This is a genomic window from Janthinobacterium sp. BJB426 (assembly GCF_002735705.1).
In the GTDB taxonomy this organism is placed as follows: Bacteria; Pseudomonadota; Gammaproteobacteria; order Burkholderiales; family Burkholderiaceae_D; genus Janthinobacterium.
The window spans coordinates 38,138-63,043 of the sequence record NZ_PDZL01000023.1; the positions used below are offsets into that span (position 1 = coordinate 38,138).

The window sequence follows — 24,906 nt, forward strand, 5'->3', positions numbered from 1 at the left end:
CATCAATACGGAAAACAGCCTGCGCGTCATGCTCGCCTTGCCGCCCACGCGCTGCCTGGCTCTTACTCTGATACAACAGAAATCGCTTGTATCTTGATAATAAGGTAATGTGCGCATACCGCTGGCGCCCCTGCCCGCCCCTCCCGGAAAGCTGCCTCCATGTTTGGAATGACATCATTGACCATCCTGGCCTTGCTGGTCACCGCCTTCGTGCTGGTGCTGCAGCACCGCCGGAAAGTAGCGGATCTGGAATTGCTGACGGCGCGCTTGCGCAAGGAAGTCGACGCCATCCAGCAGCGCCTGCGAGCGCTGGAAGGCCAGGCCGACGCGCCGGCCGGCACGTCCGCCGTGCCCATCGCACCCGCCGCGCCCGCTAGCGTGGCGCCCGTGGCAGCGCCGGCGCCTTTGCCGACGCCCGCCCCCGTGCCGCAAGCGGCAGCGATCAAGGTGGCCGAGGTGGCGAAGGTCGCGCCGGCTGCAGCGCCCGCACCAGCTGCACCCGTGCCGCCGAAGCCAGCCCCGCCGGTTCCGGCCAGGCCCGCTCCCGCCGTCCCCAACACCCCGTCCTGGATCGCGCACCCGGATGGCCTCGTTGCCAAGGCCAAGAACTGGCTGTTTACCGGCAACCTGGTTGCCAAGCTGGGCTTGCTGATCCTCTTCCTCGGCGTCAGCTTCCTGCTCAAATACGTGTCGGCGCAGGTCACGCTGCCCATCGAGCTGCGCCTGGCCGGCATCGTGCTGGCCGACATCGCCCTGCTGGCCTGGGCCTGGCGCATCCGCCTCAGCCGTCCCGGCATCAGCTTGCCGCTGCAGGGCACGGCGCTGGCGATATTGATGCTGGTGACGTTTGGCGCCTTCCGCCTGTATGAACTGATCCCGGCCGGCCTGGCGTTTGCCGTGCTGTTCGTGCTGACGGCATTCACGTGTTTGCTGGCCGTGCTGCAAAACGCCGTCTGGCTGGCCGTCTTCGGCATCGTCGGCGGCTTTGCCGTGCCCCTGCTCGTGTCGACGGGCAGCGGCAACCATATCGGCCTGTTCAGCTATTACGCGCTGCTCAATGCAGGCGTCTTCGCCATCGCCCTGAAACGCGCCTGGCGCGTCCTGAATGTGCTGAGCTTTGGCTTTACCTTTGTCGTCGCCACCACCTGGGGCCTGCTGCGCTACACGCCCGAACACTACCTGTCGACGCAACTGTTTTTGATCCTGTTCGTGCTGTTCTATATCGGCATCGCGATTGCCTACTGCGCGCGCCAGGCGCCGCGCCTCAAGCATTACGTGGATGGCACCCTCGTCTTCGGCACGCCGCTGGCGGCCATGGGCCTGCAATACGGCCTGGTGCGGCACTTTGACTTCGGCCTGGCGTTTTCCGCGCTGCTCGCCGGCTTGACCTACACGGGACTGGCCGTGACCCTGTGGCGCAGGAACGGTTTCAAACTGCTGGCCGAAGCCTTCCTGGCGCTGGGCGTGGTGTTTGGCACGCTGGCCATCCCGTTTGCGTTAGATGGCCGCTGGACGTCCGCCGCCTGGGCGCTGGAAGGCGCGGGCATCGTCTGGGTCGGCTTGCGCCAGCGCCAGACGCTGGCCTGGGCCTTCGGCTTGCTGGTGCAGGCGGGTGCATGGATCTCCTTCCTGTTCATCCTGCAGGGGCTCGATGCGGCTAGGGCCATGCAGGCCAACCTCTGGCTCGGCTGCCTGCTGCTGGCTGCCGCCGCGCTGGTGATGGCCTTCAATTTCCGCCGTCACGGCAGCCACTTGCATCCGGAGTTCATGCGCAGTCTGTCCGTGCTGTTCCTGACGGCCGCCACGGTCTGGCTGCTGGGCGGCGTGTGGAATGAAATCCTGCTGCGCACGGATGCTGCCACGCAACTGAACCTGCTGACCGTCAGCGCGCTGGCAGTGGCAGCCTTGCTGGCGGCGCTGGCGCAACGCGAGCAATGGCATGCGCCGCGCGCGCTGCTGCTGGCCGTGCAGGTACTGGCCGGCATGATATTGCTCAGCCGCGCCAGCTGGGCCTGGGACCAGCATCCGGCCAGCCTGTTCGACGGTTCCTTCCTCAGCGCCCTGCTGCTGGGTACCGCAGCGTTTGCCAGCGCGCGTTTCCTTGCGCTGCGCGCGCGCGGCGGCGACGAGCTGCTGGCCCTGGTGGCGCGCCCCCTGCTGGTGTGGAGCGGCTTGCTGTGGTTTGCCGCCATCCTCGTGCCCTTCACCAGCTGGCTGCTGCGCCTGATCGACGGCGACCTGGGGCTGCAACCGCACGCGGGCGAACACTGGCTGGCGCTGTACCTGATCGCCGTCTGCGTCACGACGCCCGCGTTCGCCATCCTGGCGCGGCGCCTCGACTGGCCGCAACTGCGCTGGCTCAGCGTGGCCGCCTGGCTTGGCCTGGGCCTGTGGAGCGCCCACATGCTGCTGGCCTTGTACCTGCGCGATTACCTGCCGACCGGCTTGAGCTGGCTGGCCCTGGCCAGCGCCCTGGCGGCCGGCGAATACCTGCTGCGGGCCTGGCCGCAAGCGGGCTGGCAACTCGACGTGCGTGCCCTGCGCCTGTTGCATACGCTGCGCACGGCCGCGCCCTGGTTGATGCTGTGGCCCGTGGGCGCCATCCAGGTCAGCGCCTGGCTGGCACAGCATGAAGACAGCGTCAGCCCTGCCTGGGCCCGTTACTTGCCGGCCTGGGCCATGATGCTGGCACTGGCCCTGCTGATCCGCCGCTGCCGCGCGAACGCCTGGCCGGTGGCGCCGATTGCAGACTGGTACCAGCGTTATCTGATACCGCTGGCGGCGGCATGGTCGCTGCTGCTGATCGCCGCATGGAACATTTTCGACAACGGCGCCATGGCACCCCTGCCCTATTTGCCGCTGCTCAATCCGCTGGACCTGAGTACGGGCTTTGCCGTCCTGCTGGCCATTGCCAGCTACCGTTTATTCCCGGCCGGCCAGATCCCGCTGCCCGCCGTGTGGCAAACGCGCCTGCCTGTCGTGGCCGTGTGCTTGCTGTATGCCTGGTTCAACCTGATGCTGCTGCGCACCGTGTCGCATTACCTGGGCGTGCCGTATACCTTTGACGCCATGCTGGCCTCGCAGTTCGTGCAAGCGATGCTGTCGCTGGTGTGGAGCATCACGGCCCTGCTGCTGATGCGCCACGCGGCGCGCCAGCAGCGGCGCCAGCAATGGAGCCTGGGCGCCGTGCTGCTGGGCCTAGTCGTCTTGAAACTGTTCCTGATCGACCTGTCGAACGTGGGCGGCATCGAACGCATCGTCTCCTTCGTCGGTGTCGGTTTGCTGATGGTCTTGATCGGCTACCTGGCCCCCTTCCCCAAGGCTGCTGCGCCAGCGCCAGCCGAACCGCAACAAGGAGCCGCATGAAAGCCTCATTGATCTGCTGCGGCCTGCTGGTGGCAGGCACCGCGCTGGCCGCACCTGGCCAGGACCGGCCGCAGGACTATGCCTGGAGCATGCCCATCCAGTCGCCGGCAGGCGCCGGCATCGTGCAGCTAACATTGCCCAGGGACGTTTACCTGCACGCCAGCTCGGCCAACCTGGCCGACGTTCGGCTATTCGACGCCGACGGCAAGCGCCTGGCCTATGCCATCGGCGCGCCGCCCGCGCAATCGGCCACGCAGCGCAGCAGCGTTCCCGCCCGCATTTTCCCCGTGACGGGCGCGCCAGCAACTGGCGATGGCATGCAAGGCATCGATATCCGCACGGCCGACGATGGCCGCTTGCTGTCGGTCAGCACGCGCGCCGGCACGGCAGCGGCCACGGCGGCGCTGCAAGCGCTGATCCTCGACCTGGGCAAGCAAACGCAAGACAAGCGCATCGCCGCCTTGCGCTTCACGCCGCCGGCCCGCACGGACAATTACAGTGCGCAAGTGCTGCTGGAAGTGAGCGATGACCTGAAACAATGGGACGCCATCGGCACCACCACCCTGAATTGGCTCAGCAACAGCGACACGCAGACCCTGGCCAACGACAGCATCGCCTTTGCGCCGCGCGCGTTTCGCTATGCGCGCCTGAGTTGGCAAGCGGGCGAGCCGCTGGCCTTTGCGGCGATTACGGCGCAAGCCGTCAGCGAAACGGACATCGCCCCGCTGCGCGCCTCCATCGTGCTGCAAGGCTTGCCCGGCAAGCAGGCGAATGAATGGCGCTACGCCACTCCCCTCGCCATCCCCGCCGACAGCATCGCCCTGCAATTGACGCACAACAATGTGGTGCTGCCCGTGACCCTGGGCGTGTATCGCCAAAGCAGCTATATTCCCCGGCACCGGCTACACCTGCGCCACCAGGCGCGTCCCGCGCAAGGCGCCTATTTCGATCCCCTGCTGAGCACAACGTTTTACCGCATCGGCCTCGATGGCAAGGAGAGGGTCTCGGGCGACCTGACCATGCCCGTCACACAAACGGGCGAATGGGTGCTGCTGACGGCCACGGATCTCGCGCTCTCCGCCAGCGACGCGCCCGCCATGCGCCTGGGCTGGACACCGGCCACCGTGGTCTTCCTGGCCAGCGGCAAGCCGCCCTATCAGCTGGCGTTCGGCAACCGCAACGCCGCCGCCGTGGCGCAACCGCTGGCGCAAGTGGCGCCCGGCTTCAGGGCGGACGAATTGCTGGCGCTCAAGACGGCCAGCGCCGGTCCGCTCAAACCCAACGGGAGCGTGGCTGCGCCCGCACGCGTCACCAAGGACGGGACAACGTGGCGCCTGGCCGCGCTGTGGGGCGCACTGCTGCTGGGCGTGGGCGTGCTGGGCTTTTTTGCCTGGCGTTTGCTGACGCAGATGAAACAGGAACAAGGCAGTACCGACAAGCAGGAGCAATAGCCGCTTGCCCGCAATATGGCTGCCTCACTGCCGCAGCAACGCCTTGAACGTCTGCGGCATCCACGGCCGCGCCGCCAGCATGAAACTGATGGCCAGGCGCTCATCGCCGGGCAGGCGCGCGTCTTCCTGGTGCTGCTGCGAGAATTCCACCGCCACTTGTTTCAGGCGTTCCAGCAAGGCTGCCGTGGATTTTTTCGACAACATCACGTTCACCAGACGCAGCAATTCCGTCTCGCCATCGAATTGCGAATTCAAGTAGTCGCCATAAGCTTCCTTTTTGAAATACGTGTGAATGGGACCGTTCGGTATCCACGCAAACGTGCGTGCCACCAGCAGTTTGACCCGGTTATTCGGCAGCAGTTCCAAAAAACCGATCTTGTCGAGGCGCAGCAGGTATTTCACGGCTTGCGCCTCGCTGATGTCGTAGATGGCGACGATCTGTTCCAGCGGCAGCAGGTTCAGGGCAGAGACAGCTACCACGAACAGCCGGGTATCCTCGATGATTTCCTTTTCCTGCGCATACGTCAGTCCCGTGATCAGGGTGGGCGCGGCCTGGGCTGACTGCACGGCCAGCGCCAGTTGCTGGAAATCGCTGCCGATGGCCACCAGGATCTGGTCCAGGCGCTGCAGGGTAAATTGCTTTTGCGAAAACATCCGCTTGACGCTGGCTTCGGACACGCCGATGCGCTGGGCCAGCTCGGCATACGTGACGGAACGCGCTTTCAACAGGCGTTTCAAGGCTTCGATCAAGGCGTGGGTTTGCGGCATGCACTTCCTTTATATAAATAGCATCGGTTCCAGCGGCAAAAAAGTAGCGCTATACGCTACCTGCGGTATGCCTGCCCGCTACGAGTAGCGTTTTCATTGACCAATTGCCCACAGTCTACAATGATGGCGTTGCCACTTGGCACACTTGAAGGAGAAACACATGAAACGCCTGCTGCCCCTCTGCCTGTCCCTGTCGCTGTTGACGCTCTCCGTGGCCGCTCCCGGCCTGGTCCACGCCGCCGCCTCCGAGAATCTGTCGAATGGCTCGCAAAATCTCAGCCAGGGTTCCGCCATCGTCGTCGCAGGTTCCATGTCGATGCTGGTCGCCTCCGGCCAGGTGGTCGTCGCCAGCGTGGAAACAGTGGGCGAAGGCATCGTCATCGTGCTCAAGGGCGCTTCCGAAGCGGGCGGCGCATCCATCCAGATGAGTGGGCAAGCGGCCAAGGGCCTGTCGCTGGCGGCCGGCACCGTGGTCAACGTGGTGGCGATGTCCACCGGCCATATGCTGGTTCTTTCAGGCAAGGCCATCGCCTTCATCCCGAACGAACTGGGCAAGGCGCTGCTGCACCACTCCAAAGTGTAACCACCAATGAAGAACGGACATTCCATGAAACAGTTGCTCGCCACCGCCCTGCTGTGCGCCGCCACCCTGGGTCCACTGGCCCAGGCCGCCAACTCCGACACCACCAACGCGTCCGACAACGCCAGCATGGCGTCGGCCATCGTGCTCGTCGGCTCCATGTCGGTGCTGGCCGCCGCCGGTGAAATCATCATCGACAAGGTGGAAGACGTGGCCGACGGCAGCGTCCTCGTGCTGAAAAGCGCTGCCAAAGGCGCCTCGCAGGCGGCCACGGCCTCCGTCAAGCTGAGCCAGAAGGCCACGCAGGGCCTGTCGCTGGCGGCCGGCACGGCCATCCAGGTGGTGGCCGTCTCGACGGGCCACATGCTGGTGCTGTCGGGCAAGGCCATCGCCTATGTGCCGAATGCGGCCGGCAATGCCATCCTCCACCATTCGAAAGCGTAAACCCATGAAACGCCTGACTGCCATGATCATCAGCCTGGCCCTGGCCGGCGCCGCCCATGCGGGACGCTCGTGCGAGGAAAAGCAAACGGATGCGACCACCCTCGTCAAATCGATGGACCTGGCGCAAAAGACACTGCAAGCGCTCGATGGCTCGGGCGCGCAGGTGGCGCTGCTGGCGCGCGCCGGGCAAGACCTGTCGAAGTACAATTTGCGCTATTCGCACATGGCGCTGGCCTGGCGCGACCACCCGAAGGGCCGCTGGCTGGTAGTGCATGAACTCAATGAGTGCGGCACGGCGCAATCGTCGCTGTACAACGAAGGCCTGGGCAATTTCTTCATGGACGATGTGTTCATATATGAAAGCATGATCCTGATTCCGGGTCAGGATACGCAGCAGCAACTGGTGCGCCTGCTGACGTCGAACACGCCCAAGCGCCTGCATGAGGCGCACTACAATATGCTGGCCTACCCGTTTTCCACCAAGTACCAGAATTCGAACCAGTGGGTGCTGGAAACCCTGGCCGCCGCCAGCAACGAGCCCGGCAAGATAGAAACGCGCGCCGAAGCGCAAGGCTGGCTGCGCAGCGCCAGCTACGCGCCGCAAACGCTGAGCATACCCGCCGCCACGCGCCTGGGCGCGCGCATGTTCCGCGCAAATATCGCCTTCGACGACCACCCGTTCGAGCGCCGCATGACGCGCCAGATCGACGTCGTCACCGTCGACTCCATCGTGCGCTTCATGCGCCAGCGCGAACCGAAAGTGCAGGAAATCGTGGTGCGGGGGAATTAAGGACGTGGCAGCATGGGCGAGGTGGCCAGGATGGCCACCTCGTCACCGTTAAAACACCCAGAGCTTGTCTGCCGGCATGTGCAGCCAGTACTTGCCCGCTTCGAGCTTGTGGCGCGAATATGCGCGCAGGCTGATGTTCTCGGCGCCGCCGCGTTCGAACAGGCATTCCCAGCGGTCGCCCAGGTACATGCAGGTCAGCAGCGGCAGCTCGATGGCGTTGTCGACCTGCGTGGCGCTGATCTTCACTTCCTCGACGCGGATCATGGTGGTGACTTCCGTGCCCACGTTGGCGCCGCGCGCCACGCCCTCCATGGACGCACCATTGACCAGCAGGCGCACCTGATTGCCTTCGCGCTGCACCACCTTGCCTGGCAGGCGGTTGTTACTGCCCATGAATTCGGCCGTGAACAGGGTGTCCGGCGTTTCATACATGCTTTGCGGCGTGCCCTGCTGCTCGATCTTGCCGTTATTCAGCAGCAGAATGCGGTCGGAAATGGCCATCGCCTCGCCCTGGTCATGCGTCACCATCAGGGCCGACAGGCCCAGGCGCACGATCAGTTCGCGCAGGAAGGCGCGTGCTTCCTCGCGCAGCTTGGCGTCCAGGTTCGACAGCGGTTCGTCGAGCAGGATCACGGGCGGGTTGTATACCAGCGCGCGGGCGATCGCCACGCGCTGCTGCTGGCCGCCGGACAGCTGGTGCGGATAGCGCTCGCCCAGGTGGCCCAGGCCCAGTTGCGTCAGCACTTCCTTGATGCGCGCGGCGATCTCCGTGCTGCCCATCTTGCGCAATTTGAGGCCGTAGGCGACGTTGTCGAAGACGGTCTTGTGCGGCCACAGCGCATACGACTGGAACACCAGTCCCAGGTTGCGATGCTCGGCCGGCATCTCGAAGTGTTTCGCGCCATCGTAGACATTGCGCTCGCCGATCTGGATGGTGCCCGCCTTCGGGCTTTCCAGCCCGGCCACGGCACGCAGCAAGGTGGTCTTGCCGCTGCCCGAAGGCCCCAGCAAGGCGACCACTTCGCCTTTTTTCAGGTGCATCGAGACACCCTTCAGGATCTGGTTGGCGGAGGCGCCGGTGCCGTAGTCCAGGTACAGCTCATTGACAGTCAATTCATTCATGATGTGGTCTCAGTCTTTGTATTTAGTTATGCAACTTCACGCCGAAGCGCAGCGCGATGCCCAGGCCGATGGCCACCAGGGTGATATTGATGAAGGACAGCGCCGCCACCAGGTCGGTCGAGCCTCCCGCCCACAGCGACACCAGCATGGCGCCGATCACTTCCGTGCCCGGCGAGAGCAGGTACACGCCCGTCGAATATTCGCGCTCGAAGATCAGGAACACCATCAGCCAGGCGCCCAGCAAACCGTATTTGATCAGCGGCAGGGTCACGTCGCGCGTCACCTGGCCGCGGTTGGCGCCGACGGCGCGCGCCGCCTCTTCCAGTTCCGGCCCCACCTGCAGCAGCGCTGTCGAAATGAGTCGCATGCCGTAGGCCATCCACACCACCGAATACGCGAGCCACAGGGCGAAGATCGTCGAGCGCACTTCGCGCAGCACGGGGATCACATGGCCACTCAGCCACAGGGCCACGCCGTTGTCCATGCCCTTCAATATGCCGTCGAGCCAGGCCGGCACGAACAGGAATACCCACAGGAACGACAGGCCGGCCAGGAGGCCCGGCACGGCGCGCGGCACCAGCACGCTGTAGTCGAGCAGACGCGTGATGCCGTCCTGCTTGCGGTGCATGGCCAGCGCGATGAAGCTGTAGCAGCCCACGGCCAGCGCGCCGCCGACGACGCCGATCAGGATGGTGTTGACGATGCCGCGCACCAGCGATGGCTGGTCGAAAATATCGCGGAAATGCTGCAAGGTCAATACATCGGCCAGGTGCACGCCCTCGCCCCAGTACTGCACGAAAGAGCGCAGCACGATGCCCGTCAATGGCAGGATGATGGTGAAGATCAGCCAGCCTGCCAGCAAGGCAAACGCGAGCCACTTCCAGCGGCCCAGCGGCATGGCCTTGCTGCGCGCGCCCTTGCCCTTGATCGACACGTATTTGTTGGCCGATTTCAGCAGCCAGCGCTGTATCATCACCAGCGGCATCGTCACCATCACCAGGCAGACGGCGACGGCGGCCATCAGATGGTACGACGGCGTACCGAGCTTGTTCGTCAGCTTGTACAGATAGGTCGGCAGCACCAGGTGGCCTTCCGGATCACCGAGCACCAGCACCAGGCCGAACACTTCGAAGCCGAGGAAGAACACCAGCACGCCCGCATACGCCAGCGCCGGCATGATCATCGGCAGCGACACATTGAGCATCACCTGGATCGGCGAGGCGCCAGCCACGCGGGCCGCTTCTTCCACGTCCGAGCCCAGGCTTTTCAGAGCCGACGACGCATACAGGTAGACGTGCGGCACGTGCGTCAGGCCGGCGATGATGACGATGCTGGTGAAAGAATAAATATTCCAGGGCACGAAGCCGAGCAGCTCCTTGGCCCAGATCGAATAGAAGCCCACGGGCCCCATCGACACGACGTAGCCAAAGCCCATCACCATCGGCGAGACAAAGATCGGCACCAGCAGCATGGGCGCCACCCAGCCGCGGCCCGGCAAATCCGTGCGCACCATCAGGAAGGCCAGCATGCCGCCCAGCGGCACGGCGATGACGGTCAGGCCGAAGGCCAGCATCAGGCCATTCTTGAAGGCCATCGAAAAGTCGGGATCATCGAAGATGAAACGATAGGAATCAAAGCCGAATTCGCGCACCGGCATGAAAAAGGGCGCGTTCAAAAAGCTCTGGTAAAAAATCAGGAACAGCGGCAGGAAAATGGCGACCAGGGTGATCGCCACGACCACGCCGCGCGGCCAGTTCAGGCGCGACAAGGGAGAGCGCGACCGTGCAGGCAGCGGCAAGATAGCAGTTTGCATGATGAATCCAATGAATGAAGGGTACGGCATCCGTCCGCTGGCACGCGCCTGCGGACGGCCAGGACGGCGTTACTTCTTGCCGGCTGTCTCTTTCCATTGTTTGAGGAAAGCCATGCGCTTGGCTGGTCCCAAAAATTGCAGGATGATCGGATGCACCGGCACCGGCTTGACATTGGCCGCGCCGATTTCCTTGATCAGGTCCGCCGAGGTGGTCTCGCCCGTGACGTCGGCGCGGATGGCGAACAGCTTGGCGCCGTTCGCGATGATGGTCTGGCCGCGGTGCGACAGGATGTAATCGAGCCACAGCTTGCTGGCGTTGACGTTCTTCGCGTTCTTGTTGATGAACTGCACGCGCGACAGGATCAGGGTGTAATCCTTGGGCAGCACCACGCCGATCGACGGGTCGGTCTTGGCGCGCACCAGGGCGTAGGAGCCCAGCACGTTATAACCGATCAGGTTTTCGCCCGATGAAATGCGCTCCATCATGGTGCCCGTCGACGACTGCACGCGCACCTTGGCCGTGCCAAACGCGTTTTGCAGCGCCAGGAATTGCGGATATTCTTTCGCGTCCTGCGACATGAACATGAAGCCCACGCCCGATTTTTCGATGTCGTAGGTCGTGACCTTGTCCTTGAACTTCGGCGTGGCGATCAGCTTGACGAAGTCGTCATGGTTCTTCGGCACTTCCTTCGGGTCGAGCAAGCGCTTGTTGTAGACGATGGCGGCCGGCTCGAACGTGGTGCCATAGGCCTGGTCGTCCCACATGGCCCAGCCGGGGATCTTGGCCGCTTCGACCGACTTGTATTTCAGGGCGTAGCCATCGGAGGCCAGGCGCATCTGCAAGTCCATCGCCGAGGACCACATCACGTCGGCCGTGTTGCCGCCGGCGGCCACTTCGGAAATGAAGCGGTTATACACTTCAGTGGAATTCATGTCGTTGTATTCGACCGAGATGCCGGGATACAGGGCGCTGAAATCCTTGATCAGCGGCGCGGCGGCCTTGCTGTCGGTGGCGCTGTAGATCACCACCTTGCCTTCCTTCTTGGCAGCGTCGATGATCTTCTGGTAGTCGGCCGGATAGCCTGCCGGTACCTGGGCGAAAGCGGCACCGGCCAGGCTGGCAAACGCGGTGGCAAGGGCGACTTGAAGCAGGGTCTTGGTTTGCATGGGGTTGTCTCCGTCTATGAATAGGTTTTTTTAATATGAGGTCGTTCAGCGCATCAGGCCAAGCTCATTCGCCTGCCTGGCATACTCGTCGACCGCCTTCCTGACATACGCGGTCAGCTTCGGCCCCGTCAGGGCGAATGGATACAGGCCAGCCTGCGCGCGCCACTCGGCGAACTGCGGCGTGGCCATGGCGCGCTCGAACGTGGCTACCCAGCGCTGGTAATCCGCATCCGGCACCTGTGGGCCCATCCACAGGCCGCGGATGATCGGCCATACCACGTCGACGCCCTGCTCGCGCGCCGTCGGCACGCCGGCCAGCACGCCGGGCAGGCGCTTCTCCGACAGCACCGCCAGCACGCGCGCGTGGTTGGCACTGGCGTTCAGGGTGGCTTCGGACGTGTCGCCCGAGACCACCTGCACATAATCGGCCTGCATCGCCGTAAACACTTCGCCGCCGCCTTCGAGCGCGACAAAACGCAGCACTTTCGGATCGATGCCGGCCTGGCGCGCCACCAGCGCCATCTTCAGCCAGTCCTGGCTGCCGATGGTGCCGGAGACGCCGATCAGCACCTTGTCCGGATGCTGCCGCAATGCCGCGATCAGGTCGCCCAGCGTCTTGTAGGGCGAATCGCTGCGCACGGCGATCATGCCGTAGTCGGCGCCCAAGGCCGCCACCCAGCGCACGTCGCCCGCCTTGGCATTGCCGAACTTGCCCTGCGCCAGATTGAGCAGCGAACCGCCCGAAAAGGCCACCAGGGTGTTCGCTTCCGCGCGGCGGCGCTGCGAGCCCATCGAGTGCCAGGCCACGGCGCCGATGCCGCCGGGCAGATAACTGATGCGCATGGCTGTGCCCGCAGCCGCGGCGGCCACGCCCTCCTGCGCCAGGCCTTTTTTCGCCAGCTTGCAGGTCAGGTCCATGGCGCCGCCCGGTTTGGACGGCACCACGCACTCGGCCGGCGCGGACGCCTGCGCCCCCGCAACAGCGGGCAGCAGGCACAGCAGCGACAGGAACAGGGAGCGCAGCATCGTCAGGCCTTAGAAGCGGTGCTGGATGCCGGCGATCAGGCCGCGCTGCGTGTCGCCGAAACCGGCATCGTCACGCGACAGGCTGACCAGTTGGTTGTGCTTGGCCTTGGCGTAGGCGCCGGCCACGTACAGGTCGGTGCGCTTGGACAGGGCATAGCGCACGCGCGCCACGTACATGATCGGATCGGCATTGAGGTTGGCGGCCACGTTTTTCACGTCCTGGTAGTAGATCACGCCCGTCAGGGTGATGACCGGCGTGGTCTTGTAGCTGACGCCGCCCCAGTACAGGGTGCCGCGCACGTCGGCCTTGCCGGAAGCAGCCGGATCGAGCTTGTAGTCGCGCGCCGCCGCCTGCACTTTCCACGGGCCGTCGTCATACATGGCGCCCAGGTGGTACACGGTGGTCTTGTCGCGCGCGCCGCCGGCGATGGCATTGCCGTTGACCTGCTCATACGTGGCCAGCAGGCTGACAGGACCCGTCTTGTAGGTGACGGCCGTGGACAGCTTGGCGCTGTCCGAGTTGCCCGTCGACTGTTCGCCGAAACCGTACGATGCGCCGTAGCTGAAGTCGCCCGTCTTGCCCGAATACTTGACCATGTTGTCGAAGGCCGTCGTCATGCCGTATTTGCTCGGCCCCGTCGCGTTAGCCGAAGTGGCCCACGAGTAGAACGGCGCATACGCCATCGGATCGAACGGCAGCACGAAATCGTACACGGTGGTGAACGAGCGACCCAGCACGACGCGGCCAAACGCGCCTTCCAGGCCCACATTGGCCTGGCGCTTGAACAGCGCGCCGTCGGCCGCGCCCGTGTCGACCAGAATGCCGCCTTCCAGGTTGAAGACGGCTTTCAGGCCGCCGCCCAGGTCTTCGCTGCCCAGGATGCCCCAGCGCGAGGTATTCATGCCGCCGGAGCTCACTTGCGTCATCGAGCTTTTGTTCGGGCCGGCGTTGCTGGTGTTGCTGATGCCGGCGTCCAGGCGGCCGTACAGGGTGACGTTCGACTGGGCTTGGGCGCTGCCGGCGGCAGCGAGTACCGCCATGGCGGCCAGCGAGAATGCAGTTTTCTTCATGTAACGTGTCTCCCTTAGATATAGTTATTAGTGATATGCCTGATCAATTTCATGAATCAGGATCACACTATATGAGCGCGATCCTTTCAATTCGCTTTCAGACTGACAGGTGTCGTCCGCCAGCCACAAGGGGGACAAACATATTCATCGCCGCCCCTGTCGGCGCGGCGCCGGCAGGCTTACACTGCATCAATTCAAACGAATGGCGGAGACCATGCGCATATTATTAGTGGAAGACCATCTGGAGCTGTCGCACTGGCTGGCAAAGGCCCTGCGCGACGCGCACCTGACGGTGGAGACCGCCCACAACGGCGCCGATGCCGACGCCCTGCTGCACACGCAGGAATATTCACTGGTGCTGCTCGACCTGACCCTGCCCAAGATGGATGGCCTGGACGTGCTGCGCCGCCTGCGCGCGCGCGGCGGCACGCGCGGCAAGACTCCCGTCATGATACTCACGGCGCGCGGCGGCCTCGATGAAAAAGTGCAGGGCCTGAACCTGGGCGCGGACGACTACATGGCCAAGCCGTTCGAACTGGCCGAACTGGAAGCGCGCGTAAAGGCCCTGCTGCGCCGCAGCCAGGGCAACGAAGCCCTCGTGCACACCTGCGGCGCCCTCAGTTTCGACACCGTCACGCGCATGTTCAGCTATGCCGGCGCCCCCTTTCCCCTGACGCCGCGCGAACACGCCGTGCTCGAAGCGCTGATCACGCGCTCGGGGCGCGCCGTATCGAAGGAAAAGCTGTTCGACGAAGTCTTCGCGCTGGCCGACGACGCCAACCTGGATGCCATCGAACTGTATATCCACCGCGTGCGCAAAAAACTCGAAAGCGGCGTCGAAAGCGGTTCGCCCGACGGCGCCGTCATCACCACCCTGCGCGGCATCGGCTACCTGCTGCAGCCGCGCAGCGCCATGGCGCCGGCCGCGCCGAAATGACCGTGCGTGCCCCACACCTGCCCGTGTTCGAGCGCCTGCGCCGGCGCTGGGCGCAGGGGCGGCCGCTGGGCAGCCTGCGCAGCCAGCTGTTGCGCTGGCTGCTCATCCCGCTGGTGATGCTGGTGCTGCTCGATGCCGTTTTTGTGTACCGCAACGCGCTCGACGCGGCCGACATGGCCTACGACCGCTCCCTGCTGGCGTCGACGCGGGCGCTGGCCGAGCGCGTTTCCATCGTGGGCGGCAAGGTGGTGGCCGAAGTGCCCTACGTGGCGCTCGACAGCTTCGAGACCGACACCCTGGGCCGCATCTACTACAAGGTGACGGGCATCAATGGCGAGCTGGTGTCGGGCTATGGCGACTTGCCGCCCGTGCCAAAAAACGTGCCCCGCTCACAGAATTATCCGGCCCTGGTGCGCTTCTACCACGCCGACTACCATGGCAAGCCGATCCGCATCGCCGCCCTGCTGCAACCCGTGTATGACGACTCGATGCGCGGCATCGCCCTGATCCAGGTGGCCGAAACGCTGGACGCGCGACGCGGCCTGTCGAACCAGATCCTGTTCGACACCCTGAGCTGGCAGGCGGCGATGATACTGGTGATGGGCGCCCTCGTGTGGTTTGCCGTGCGCCTGGTGCTGCGCCCGCTGATGCGCCTGAAAACGGAAGTCGAGACGCGCACCCTGTCCGACCTGTCAGACGTCGACCCCACGCTGGTGCACAAGGAAATGCGCCCGCTGGTGAGCGCCATGAACGGCTCCATGTCGCGCCTACAGCAGCTGATCGCCAGCCAGCGCCGCTTCATCGCCGACGCTTCGCACCAGTTGCGCACGCCGTTGACAGTGCTGAAAACCCAGGCCGAACTGGCCATGCGCGAGTGCGACCGGCAAGGCGCCGCGCCGCAGGACATGGCCGCCCTGCGCGACATCGTGCGCTCGATCGCCGCCACCACGGATTCGACCGTGCTGCTGGCCAACCGCCTGCTGACCCTGGCGCGCATCGAGCATGGCGGCGAGAACCTGGCGATGGACACCGTACCCTTGCGCGACGTGGCGCAGCAGGTGGGACTGGAAATGGCCATGGCCGCCGTCGGCAAGCATATCGACCTGTCGCTGGAAGCGCCCGACGAAGCGCCCGTGCATGGCCAGGCCCTGCTGCTGCATGAACTGGTCGCCAACCTGGTCGACAACGCCCTGCGCTACACGCCGCAGGGCGGCAGCGTGATCCTGCGCGTGCGCGCCGCGCAGGCAGGGAACGGACACGGCGCCGTGCTGGAGGTGGAAGACAGCGGCAAGGGCATCCCGCCGGCCGAGCGCGAACGCGTGTTCACGCCGTTCTACCGGGTCGGCACGGCGCTCGAGAGCAACCCTGGCGGCGCCGGCCTGGGCCTGGCCATCGTGCGCGACATCGCGGCCCTGCACGGCGCCCGCCTGGAACTGACGACAGCGGCGAATGGACATGGACTGAAAGTCGGCGTGTATTTCGCCCCGACGCCAGTCGATGCTAAGATCGCGTCCTGAGATTTTAAGGAAGGCACCGCCATGATGACCAAAGAAGATGTGACCGAACTGTTTGCCAATATCGCCGAGAACGCGCCGTGGGATCTGTCCCAGCCGCTGCTGTGGGGCTATTACTTCACCAACCCGGCGTCCGAGCCGCTGGAGCAAGCCGCCACCCTGCTGGCGCTGCAGGGCTACCGCCCGGTGGAACTGTACCAGCCCGAACTCGACGACCCTGCCGCACCGCCCGTGTGGGTACTGCACGTGGAAAAGGCCGAAGTGCATGGCGTCGACAGCCTCCACGCGCGCAATGGCGAGCTGATGGCGTTTGCGCAGGACAACCAGCTGGCCAGCTATGACGGCATGGATGTGGGTCCGGTCGGCGCGCCCGGCGTGCCGCAACTGTAAGACAGTCATCGGATGAAAAAACGGCGCCCGCGGGCGCCGTTTTGCATGCAACCTTGTGAAAATCAGCTCAGGTTTTCCAGGCGGATCTTGGTGACCGTGCCCACCACGCTATTGAGGGCTTCCATCTTCTCGATGGCGGCCGTGACATTCTTTTCCTGCGTCTGGTGCGTCAGCATGATGATGTCCGTGTGCGTCTCGCCCTCGGCCGGCTCTTTTTGCAGCATGGCGTCGATCGAGATGCCGCGTTCGGCCAGGATGCGCGTCAGGTCGGCCAGCACGCCCGGCTGGTCGGCCACGTGCATGCGCAGGTAGTAGCTGGTGGTGATTTCCGACATCGGCAAGATGGCGATGTCGGTCATCGCGTTCGGCTGGAACGCCAGGTGCGGCACGCGGTGTTCCGGGTCGGCCGTGGCCAGGCGCGTGATGTCGACCAGGTCGGCGATCACCGACGAGGCGGTCGGCTCGGCGCCCGCGCCGCGGCCCGAGTACAGGCTGGCGCCGACGGCGTCGCCATGCACCAGCACCGCGTTCATGGCGCCTTCCACGTTGGCGATCAGGCGCTTGGCCGGAATCAGGGTCGGATGCACGCGCAGCTCGATGCCTTCCACGCCGTTGACGGTGGCGCGCTTGGTGATGCCCAGCAGCTTGATGCGGTAGCCCAGTTGCTCGGCGTAGCGTATATCGACGGCATTGAGGTTGCTGATGCCTTCCACGTAGGCCTTGTCGAACTGCACCGGGATGCCGAAGGCGATGGCCGACATGATGGTGGCCTTGTGCGCGGCGTCGACGCCCTCGATGTCGAAGGTGGGGTCGGCTTCCGCGTAACCAAGTTCCTGCGCCTGTTTCAGCACGGTGGCAAAATCGAGGCCCTTGTCGCGCATCTCGGACAGGATGAAATTGGTGGTGCCGTTGATGATGCCGGCGATCCATTCGATGCGGTTGGCCGTCAAGCCTTCGCGCAGCGCCTTGATGATGGGGATGCCGCCGGCGACAGCCGCCTCGAAGGCCACCATCACGCCCTTGTCCTGGGCGGCGGCGAAGATTTCGTTGCCGTGCACGGCCAGCAGGGCCTTGTTGGCCGTGACCACGTGCTTGCCGTTGGCAATGGCCTGCATCACCAGGGTTTTCGACAGGTCGTAGCCGCCGATAAGTTCGACGACGATGTCGATCTCGGGATCGTTGACGATCAGCATCGGGTCATTGACGACCTTGCAGCCGCCGGCGACGAGCGCTTCGGCGCGCGCCACGTCGCGCACGGCGACGGCGACGACTTCAATGCCGCGGCCCGCGCGGCGCTTGATTTCTTCCTGGTTGCGTTTCAGGACGCTGAACGTGCCGTAACCGACATTGCCCAGGCCCAGCAGGCCGATCTTGATGGATTTCATAGTTGTGCTTGACTGCTCATAAGTGGCGCCCCCTTGGGCGGCGCCAGGTTGATCGGTATGGTTGATCGAGATTGCTGCTGCTGGCTGGTTCAGCCCCGGCCGTGACGCTTGCGGTAACCTTCGAGGAAGCGCGCAATGCGCCCCATGGCCTCGGTCAGGTCATCGGAGTTGGGCAGGAAGACGACGCGGAAATGGTCGGGCGCGATCCAGTTGAAGCCCGTGCCCTGCACGATCAGGACCTTCGCTTCGGCCAGTAATTCATAGGCAAACTGCTGGTCGTCGGCGATCGGGTAGATCTCCGGGTCCAGGCGCGGGAACATGTACAGCGCGGCCTTCGGCTTGACACAGGTGACGCCCGGAATATCGGTCAGCAGCTTGTGCGCCAGGTCGCGCTGTTTCAACAGGCGCCCGCCGGGCCCCACCAGGTCTTGTATGCTCTGGTAGCCGCCAAGCGCCGTCTGGATGGCAAACTGCCCCGGCGCGTTGGCGCATAGCCGCATCGAGGCCAACATGTTGAGGCCTTCGATGTAATCTTTTGCGTGACGCTTTTCACCCGAAACCACCATCCAGCCGGAACGGTAGCCGCAGGAGCGGTAATTCTTCGACAGGCCGTTCATGGTGATGAACAGCACGTCGTCGGCCAGCGAGGCGATCGACACGTGCTCGGCTTCGTCGTACAGGACCTTGTCGTAGATCTCGTCGGCGAAAATGATCAATTGGTGCTGGCGCGCCAGTTCGACGATCTGCAGCAGCACTTCCACCGGGTACAGCGCGCCGGTGGGATTGTTCGGGTTGATGACGACGATAGCCTTGGTCTGCGGCGTGATCTTGCGGCGCATGTCCTCGATGTCGGGATACCACTCGTTCTGCTCGTCACACACATAGTGCACGGGATTGCCGCCCGACAGGCTGACGGCGGCCGTCCACAACGGGTAGTCGGGTGCCGGCACCAGCACTTCGTCGCCACTGTTGAGCAGGGCGTTCATCGACATGACGATCAGCTCGGAAGCGCCATTGCCCAGGTAGATGTCATCGATGGTCACGCCGGCGATATTCTTGCCCTGCGTGTAGTGCATGACGGCCTTGCGCGGCGCGAACATGCCTTTCGAATCCGTATAGCCGGCCGCGTTCTGCAGATTGAGCATCATGTCGCGCACGATCTCGTCCGGCGGATCGAAGCCGAAGACGGCCAGGTTGCCGATATTGAGCTTCGTGATCTTGTGGCCTTCTTCTTCCATTTGCCTGGATTTTTCCAGGACCGGGCCGCGGATGTCATAGCAGACGTCCGCCAATTTATTCGATTTCTGAATCGGTCGCAAAATAAATCCCTGTCGTGATGCGGCGCGGAGACCTAAGCTTGCAGCATGATAGCCGCGCCAGAACTATGAACCCGTGAAACTGCGATGCGAAAGACTGCAAGGCGAAAACAACCATTCTCGCCGAAAACAGGCCATTTTATCAAATTAAACATGGCCAACCCCAGCATTTGACGCCGATTCTGCCACGCCGGCGCCTCCGGATGAGAATCGGGCGGGTGCCATCTTCATCTTCCCTTAATCTTGCAGCACTACCATGGCGCAAGCAGGCATCGCCACTGTGGCGCCGAACATTGCAATTTGGAAAGGATGTTGCTTTTCAGTCGCTCTTTTCTGTCATTTATGGCATGCTTACGCCCTTGGCCGCGGCACGCAGTTTGGCCGCGCGCGCACCGATCAACCGACACGACCAGCCCCGATATCGCCATGAAACTCCATGCCAGCAGCACCCAACAATACCAGACTGTCACCGGCTATGACGAAAACGGCGTCGAGATCAATGCCCAGCCCTACAACTACAGCCTGATCGTCATGCCGGAAATGCCGCCACGGGCGTGGGAGGTGGACAGTTTCGAGCAATTGAACGAGGCGCATTTCGCGCAAATCCTGGCCGACGCGCCCGACGTGGTCATCCTCGGCACGGGCGAGCGCCAGCGCTTCGTGCATCCGAAGCTGACGGCCGCGCTGACCATGCGCCGCATCGGCGTCGAATGCATGGATAGCCAGGCTGCCTGCCGCACCTACAATATCCTCATGGGCGAAGGCCGCAAAGTCACCCTGGCACTGATCCTGGCCCCGGCCGCAGGCAAGGCCGCATGAAAATCAATGTCAACGAGCTGCACTCGTCGCGGGTGCTGATGTGGTCCCTGCTGGGCATCTTCATCGTTGTCACCCTGTATGCGCTGGGCGTGCGCACGCTGGTGCCGCCCGACGAGGGCCGCTACGCCGAGATGGCGCGCGAAATGTTCGTCACGGGCGACTGGATCACCACGCGCCTGAACGGCATCAAGTACTTTGAAAAGCCGCCGCTGCAAACCTGGATGAATGCGCTGACCTTCGCCGCCTTCGGCCTGGGCGAATGGCAGGCGCGCCTGTGGACTGGCCTGTGCGGCATCATCGGCGTGTGCATGACGGCCTACGCGGGCAAGAAAGTGTTCGGCCCGCGCGTCGGCCTGTATGCGGCCCTGGTGCTGGCGTCGAGCCTGTTCTGGCTCGCTTCCGGCCAGATCAATTCGCTGGACATGGGCCTGTCGGGCATGATGACCCTCACCCTGGGCAGCCTGCTGATCGCCCAGCGCGATGACGCCACGGCGAACGAGCGACGCAACTGGATGCTGGCCTGCTGGGCCGCCATGGCGCTGGCCGTGCTGGCCAAGGGCCTGATCGGCATCGTGCTGCCGGGCGCCGTGCTGGTGCTGTATTCGCTGTGCGCGCGCGACTGGCGCATCTGGACGCGTTTGCACCTGGTCAAGGGCTTGCTGGTGTTCTTTGCCATCGCCACGCCATGGTTCGTGCTGGTCGCCCTGCGCAATCCGGAACAGCCGCATTTCTTCTTCATCCACGAACATTTCCAGCGCTTCCTGATGAAGGGCCACAAGCGCGAAGGCGCCTGGTATTACTTCCTCGTGCTGCTCATCCCCGGCATCCTGCCATGGATAGGCGTGCTGCCGCAAAGCCTGGCCGCCGCCTTCCAGCGCCAGGAAGGCGCGTTCCAGCCCCGCTTGATGCTGCTGGTCTGGGCCGTCTTCATTTTCTTCTTCTTCAGCTATTCGACGTCGAAGCTGCCCGGCTATATCGTGCCCGTCTTCCCGGCCCTGGCCCTGCTGGTGGCGCTGTACCTGGAATCGGCTTCGCGCCGCCAGCGCCTGTTCGCCGCCGGCCTGCTGTGCGTGCTGGGCGCGGCCATCCTGATCGGCGGACCGATCGCCTTCAGCAAAGCCAGCGCACGCGACGCGGAAGCCCTGGTCGCGCTCAAGGGCTACCAGCCATGGCTGATGGCGGCCGGCTTCTTCGCCCTGGCCGGCGGCGCCCTGGCCTTGCTGCATGCGCGCCAGCTGCGCCGCGACATGACGGTGCTGACCATCGCCGGCGCCGGCTTCCTGGCCACGCACTGCATCCTGGCCGGCTCCGAGCTGTATGGCCAGAACCGCGCTGGCACGGACATGCTGCCGCAGATCCAGGCCGAACTGACGGCCGATACCAAGCTCTATTCCGTCGGCATCTATGAACAGTCGCTGACGTATTATCTGCAGCGGCCCGTGATCCTCGTCGATTACTGGGATGAGTTTACGTTTGGCCTGAAACAGCAGCCCGAACTGTCCATCCCCAGCATCGAGACTTTCATCACGCAGTGGACGAACGATGCCAATGCCGGCGTGCGCGACATGGCGATTATCAGCCTGAACCGTTACAAGGAATTGCAAGCGCGTGGCGTGCCCATGCGTGTGATTGCCGAAGATGCGCGCCGCATGGTCATTGCCAACAAATAAATGTTTAAAGGGGCGCGAGGCAGCACGGATTGCGCCCCCGGCCAGCTTGCGCCGTCCCCGCATCAGCAGGATTTTTCACCGCTGAAGGGGCTGCGCCGCCATACTGACGATATAAAATAGCCATGCCTGCCGGCCCCTGTTGACGGCACTGGCAGCCTCGGCGATGCCGATACCCTGACACAATACAGATCCAAGAACTGCGCCCCATGACCTCTACCCTGCCCTTTTTGCCCTTTTCCAAACCCACCATCGACGAAGCGACCATCGCCGCCGTCGGCGACGTGCTGCGCTCGGGCTGGATCACCAGCGGCCCGAAAGTGCAGGCCTTCGAAGCCCAGCTGTCCGAGTATTTTGGCGGGCGTCCCGTGCGCACCTTCAATTCGGGCACGTGCACCATGGAAATCGCCCTGCGCATCGCCGGCATCGGCCCCGGCGACGAAGTCATCACCACGCCCGTGTCGTGGGTAGCGACGGCCAACGTCATCATCGAAGTGGGCGCCACGCCTGTTTTCGCCGATATCGACCCCGTCACCCGGAATATCGACCTCGACAAGCTGGAAGCGGCCATCACCCCGCGTACTAAGGCCATCATCCCCGTCTACCTGTCCGGCCTGCCCGTCGACATGGACCGCCTGTACGCGATCGCTGACAAGTACAATTTGCGGGTCGTGGAAGACGCGGCGCAAGCGTTCGGTTCCACCTGGAAAGGCAAGCGCATCGGCGCGTTTGGCGACTTCGTCTCATTCAGCTTCCAGGCCAACAAGAACATCACCACGGGCGAAGGCGGCTGCCTCGTCCTGAACAACCTGGAGGAAGCGAAGCTGGCCGAGAAATACCGGCTGCAGGGCGTCACGCGCAGCGGCGTCGACGGCATCGACGTCGATGTGCTGGGCGGCAAGTACAACATGAGCGACATCATGGCCGCCATCGGCCTGGGCCAGTTCGCCAATATCGATGCGATCACGACCCACCGCCGCGCGCTGGCGCGCCATTACTTTGAGCAATTCGGCAGCGACTTCGAAGCCCTGAGCGGCGCCCAGTTGCCGGTGCAGGATTTTGAAAACAGCAACTGGCATTTGTTCCAGATCATCCTGCCCGACAATGGCCCCGGCACGCGCGCCGCCTTCATGCAGCAAATGGCGCAGCAAAACGTGGGAACGGGCTATCATTACGCACCGATCCACCTGTTTACCATGTACCGCGAACGCGGCTTTACCGAGGGCATGTTCCCCGTCTCGGAAAAGATCGGCCGCCTGACCGTGACCTTGCCGATGTTCTACGCCATGACGACACAGGACGTGGAACGCGCCGTCGCCACGGTCAAATCCATTCTCATCAAATGAGCAGCGCGCCGATGAAACCTGAACTGTCCATTATCATTCCGATCTACAACGAACAGGATGGCCTGGCCAGCCTGTTCGCCCGCCTGTATCCGGCCCTCGACGCCCTGCAGACAAGCTACGAGATCATCTTCATCAACGACGGCAGCCGCGACAATTCGGTAGCCATCCTGGCGGAACAGTTCCGCCAGCGCCCCGACGTCACGCGCGTGGTCTTGTTCAACGGCAATTATGGCCAGCACATGGCCATCCTGGCCGGTTTTGAAGCGTCGCGCGGGCAGATCATGGTCACGCTCGACGCCGACCTGCAGAATCCCCCCGAGGAAATCGGCAACCTGGTGGCGAAGATGCGTGAAGGCTACGATTACGTGGGCTCGATCCGGCGCAAGCGGCAAGATTCCGCCTGGCGCACCCTGGCATCGAAGATGATGAACCGCTTGCGCGAACGCATCACCAACATCAAGATCACGGACCAGGGCAACATGCTGCGCGCGTATGGCCGCAATGTGATCGACCTGGTCAACCAGTGCGCCGAAGTCAACACCTTCGTGCCCGCCCTGGCCTACACGTTTGCCCGCAAGCCCACGGAAATTACCGTCGAGCACGAGGAACGCTCGGCCGGCGAATCGAAATACTCACTGTACAGCCTGATCCGCCTCAATTTCGACCTGGTCACGGGCTTTTCGCTGATTCCCCTACAAATCTTTTCCATGCTGGGCATGCTACTGTCCTTCAGTTCGGCCGTGCTGGTGATCTATTTGCTGGCGCGCCGCTTCCTGTTCGGCGCCGAGGCGCAGGGCGTGTTCACCCTGTTCGCCATCGCCTTCTTCCTGATGGGCGTGATCCTGTTCGGCATCGGTCTGGTGGGCGAATACGTGGGACGCATCTTCCAGCAAGTTCGTGCCCGCCCCCGCTACGTGGTGCAAACCATCTTGCAGGACGGCATGATCCAGGCGGAAGCCGAGGCGCCATCGTACGTGCGCCTGGAAAAGCGCCAGGTGGGCCGCTGATGGGCGCGCCACGCGCCGTCGTCTTCGGCTACCACAATGTAGGCGTGCGCTGCATCAAGGTGCTGCTGGCCGGTGGCGTCGACATCGCCCTGGTCGTCACGCACGAAGACAGCCCCACGGAAAACCTGTGGTTCGAATCCGTCGCCAGTCTGTGCCAGGCCGAAGGCATCCCGTACATCACGCCTTCGGACGCGCGCGCGCCCGAACTGCTGGCGCAGGTGCAGGCGGCAACGCCGGACATGCTGTTCAGCTTTTACTACCGCCACATGTTGCCGGCTAGCATCTTGGAAGTCGCGCCCGCCTACAATATGCACGGCTCGCTGCTGCCGCAGTTCCGCGGTCGCGCACCCGTCAACTGGGCCGTGCTGCATGGCGCCCCCCAAACGGGCGCGACCCTGCATGAAATGACGGTCAAGCCCGATGCCGGCGCCATCGTCGCGCAAACGGCCGTGCCCATCCTGCCCGACGATACGGCCTTCGAAGTCTTCGGCAAGGTCACCGTGGCGGCGGAACAAACCTTGTGGAATGTGCTGCCGGCCTTGCTGGACGGCACGGCGCCGCGACAGCTCAACGATTTGCGCCAGGGCGGCTACTTCGGCGGCCGCAAGCCCGAAGACGGCAGGATCGACTGGAAGTTACCGGCGCAGCAGGTATACAACCTGCACCGGGCTGTCGCGCCGCCCTATCCCGGCGCCTTCACCGAAGTCAACGATGTCATTTACACCATCGAAAAAGCCCGTTTGAGCAAGCATTCCGCAGGAAGTTTGCCACCGGGCTTGGCGGTAGTGGATAATTGCATCTTTGGCGTCTGCGGAGACGGCCGCATGCTGGCCATTTCCGCGCTGAGGGCTGCCGGGGAGCCGATTTCGGCTCAGCAATTGCAAGCAAGTCTGACCACCCGCGTCAGCACACACTGATATCACTCAA

General features: G+C 63.8%; 21 protein-coding genes. 13 read left to right on the forward strand and 8 right to left on the reverse strand.

Features of this window, described 5'->3' with window-relative positions; translation table 11 throughout:
- Nucleotides 1-168: 168 nt before the first annotated feature.
- Entirely contained in the window at nt 169-3,366 is a 3,198-nt protein-coding gene (locus CSQ93_RS25045) for a DUF2339 domain-containing protein (protein WP_233516335.1), read from the forward strand.
- Nucleotides 3,363-4,817 carry a DUF3999 family protein gene (locus CSQ93_RS25050; protein ID WP_099380379.1) on the forward strand — a complete coding sequence of 485 codons (1,455 nt, stop codon included), beginning with the start codon at nt 3,363-3,365 and terminating at the stop codon, nt 4,815-4,817. The genes CSQ93_RS25045 and CSQ93_RS25050 overlap by 4 nt, the downstream gene beginning before the upstream one ends.
- 24 nt (nt 4,818-4,841) lie before the next feature.
- Here the strand turns inward: CSQ93_RS25050 and CSQ93_RS25055 are convergent, their stop codons facing one another.
- The gene (locus tag CSQ93_RS25055) at nt 4,842-5,585 is read right to left on the reverse strand and encodes a helix-turn-helix domain-containing protein (RefSeq protein WP_070219154.1); all 744 of its coding nucleotides are present in this window, start codon (nt 5,583-5,585) and stop codon (nt 4,842-4,844) included.
- Between the two features lie 160 nt (nt 5,586-5,745).
- On the opposite strand from CSQ93_RS25055, the gene CSQ93_RS25060 reads away from it, so the two are divergent.
- The 3 genes from CSQ93_RS25060 to CSQ93_RS25070 are packed head-to-tail and all read left to right on the forward strand — an operon-like array spanning nt 5,746 to nt 7,399.
- Nucleotides 5,746-6,168 carry a hypothetical protein gene (locus tag CSQ93_RS25060; protein WP_099380380.1) on the forward strand — a complete coding sequence of 141 codons (423 nt, stop codon included), beginning with the start codon at nt 5,746-5,748 and terminating at the stop codon, nt 6,166-6,168.
- A 24-nt stretch (nt 6,169-6,192) separates the two neighbouring features.
- On the forward strand, nt 6,193-6,609 hold the full coding sequence (locus CSQ93_RS25065; RefSeq protein ID WP_099380381.1) for a hypothetical protein: 417 nt from the start codon (nt 6,193-6,195) through the stop codon (nt 6,607-6,609).
- A 4-nt stretch (nt 6,610-6,613) separates the two neighbouring features.
- Nucleotides 6,614-7,399, forward strand: a complete 786-nt coding sequence (locus CSQ93_RS25070) for a DUF2145 domain-containing protein (protein ID WP_099380382.1) — start codon at nt 6,614-6,616, stop codon at nt 7,397-7,399.
- 48 nt (nt 7,400-7,447) lie between these two features.
- Here CSQ93_RS25070 and CSQ93_RS25075 read toward each other — a convergent pair whose 3' ends face one another.
- The 5 genes from CSQ93_RS25075 to CSQ93_RS25095 form a co-directional block, all read right to left on the reverse strand.
- On the reverse strand, nt 7,448-8,521 hold the full coding sequence (locus tag CSQ93_RS25075) for an ABC transporter ATP-binding protein (protein ID WP_099380383.1): 1,074 nt from the start codon (nt 8,519-8,521) through the stop codon (nt 7,448-7,450).
- Nucleotides 8,522-8,543: 22 nt separating this feature from the next.
- Nucleotides 8,544-10,334 (reverse strand): ABC transporter permease, encoded by a 1,791-nt coding sequence (locus CSQ93_RS25080; protein WP_099380400.1) that lies wholly within the window; start codon nt 10,332-10,334, stop codon nt 8,544-8,546.
- 69 nt (nt 10,335-10,403) lie between these two features.
- Complete coding sequence (locus tag CSQ93_RS25085) at nt 10,404-11,501, reverse strand: ABC transporter substrate-binding protein (RefSeq protein ID WP_099380384.1); 1,098 nt, start codon at nt 11,499-11,501, stop codon at nt 10,404-10,406.
- Between the two features lie 45 nt (nt 11,502-11,546).
- Nucleotides 11,547-12,527, reverse strand: a complete 981-nt coding sequence (locus CSQ93_RS25090) for a Bug family tripartite tricarboxylate transporter substrate binding protein (protein ID WP_199534508.1) — start codon at nt 12,525-12,527, stop codon at nt 11,547-11,549.
- A 9-nt stretch (nt 12,528-12,536) separates the two neighbouring features.
- Nucleotides 12,537-13,598, reverse strand: coding sequence for a porin (locus CSQ93_RS25095; protein ID WP_099380385.1), 1,062 nt, complete (start codon nt 13,596-13,598; stop codon nt 12,537-12,539).
- A gap of 214 nt (nt 13,599-13,812) precedes the next feature.
- On the opposite strand from CSQ93_RS25095, the gene CSQ93_RS25100 reads away from it, so the two are divergent.
- Genes CSQ93_RS25100 through CSQ93_RS25110 form a run of 3 tightly spaced genes read left to right on the forward strand, consistent with a single transcriptional unit; the run spans nt 13,813 to nt 16,439 of the window.
- Nucleotides 13,813-14,535, forward strand: coding sequence for a response regulator (locus CSQ93_RS25100; protein ID WP_077409227.1), 723 nt, complete (start codon nt 13,813-13,815; stop codon nt 14,533-14,535).
- A gap of 2 nt (nt 14,536-14,537) precedes the next feature.
- Nucleotides 14,538-16,052 (forward strand): sensor histidine kinase, encoded by a 1,515-nt coding sequence (locus tag CSQ93_RS25105; RefSeq protein ID WP_233516336.1) that lies wholly within the window; start codon nt 14,538-14,540, stop codon nt 16,050-16,052.
- 21 nt (nt 16,053-16,073) lie between these two features.
- On the forward strand, nt 16,074-16,439 hold the full coding sequence (locus tag CSQ93_RS25110; protein ID WP_099380386.1) for a ribonuclease E inhibitor RraB: 366 nt from the start codon (nt 16,074-16,076) through the stop codon (nt 16,437-16,439).
- 62 nt (nt 16,440-16,501) lie between these two features.
- Here the strand turns inward: CSQ93_RS25110 and CSQ93_RS25115 are convergent, their stop codons facing one another.
- Entirely contained in the window at nt 16,502-17,824 is a 1,323-nt protein-coding gene (locus CSQ93_RS25115; RefSeq protein WP_034785478.1) for a homoserine dehydrogenase, read from the reverse strand.
- A gap of 89 nt (nt 17,825-17,913) precedes the next feature.
- Entirely contained in the window at nt 17,914-19,143 is a 1,230-nt protein-coding gene (locus CSQ93_RS25120) for a pyridoxal phosphate-dependent aminotransferase (protein WP_099380387.1), read from the reverse strand.
- 423 nt (nt 19,144-19,566) lie between these two features.
- On the opposite strand from CSQ93_RS25120, the gene CSQ93_RS25125 reads away from it, so the two are divergent.
- From CSQ93_RS25125 to CSQ93_RS25145, 5 genes are all read left to right on the forward strand, one after another.
- Nucleotides 19,567-19,959 (forward strand): Mth938-like domain-containing protein, encoded by a 393-nt coding sequence (locus tag CSQ93_RS25125; RefSeq protein ID WP_070260554.1) that lies wholly within the window; start codon nt 19,567-19,569, stop codon nt 19,957-19,959.
- On the forward strand, nt 19,956-21,629 hold the full coding sequence (locus tag CSQ93_RS25130) for a glycosyltransferase family 39 protein (protein ID WP_099380388.1): 1,674 nt from the start codon (nt 19,956-19,958) through the stop codon (nt 21,627-21,629). Before CSQ93_RS25125 ends, CSQ93_RS25130 begins: the two co-directional genes overlap by 4 nt.
- Before the next feature lie 206 nt (nt 21,630-21,835).
- Nucleotides 21,836-22,972, forward strand: a complete 1,137-nt coding sequence (locus CSQ93_RS25135; protein WP_099380389.1) for a DegT/DnrJ/EryC1/StrS family aminotransferase — start codon at nt 21,836-21,838, stop codon at nt 22,970-22,972.
- A gap of 11 nt (nt 22,973-22,983) precedes the next feature.
- The gene (locus CSQ93_RS25140; protein ID WP_099380390.1) at nt 22,984-23,979 is read left to right on the forward strand and encodes a glycosyltransferase; all 996 of its coding nucleotides are present in this window, start codon (nt 22,984-22,986) and stop codon (nt 23,977-23,979) included.
- Nucleotides 23,979-24,896, forward strand: a complete 918-nt coding sequence (locus tag CSQ93_RS25145) for a formyltransferase (protein ID WP_099380391.1) — start codon at nt 23,979-23,981, stop codon at nt 24,894-24,896. The genes CSQ93_RS25140 and CSQ93_RS25145 overlap by 1 nt, the downstream gene beginning before the upstream one ends.
- Nucleotides 24,897-24,906 lie beyond the last annotated feature (10 nt).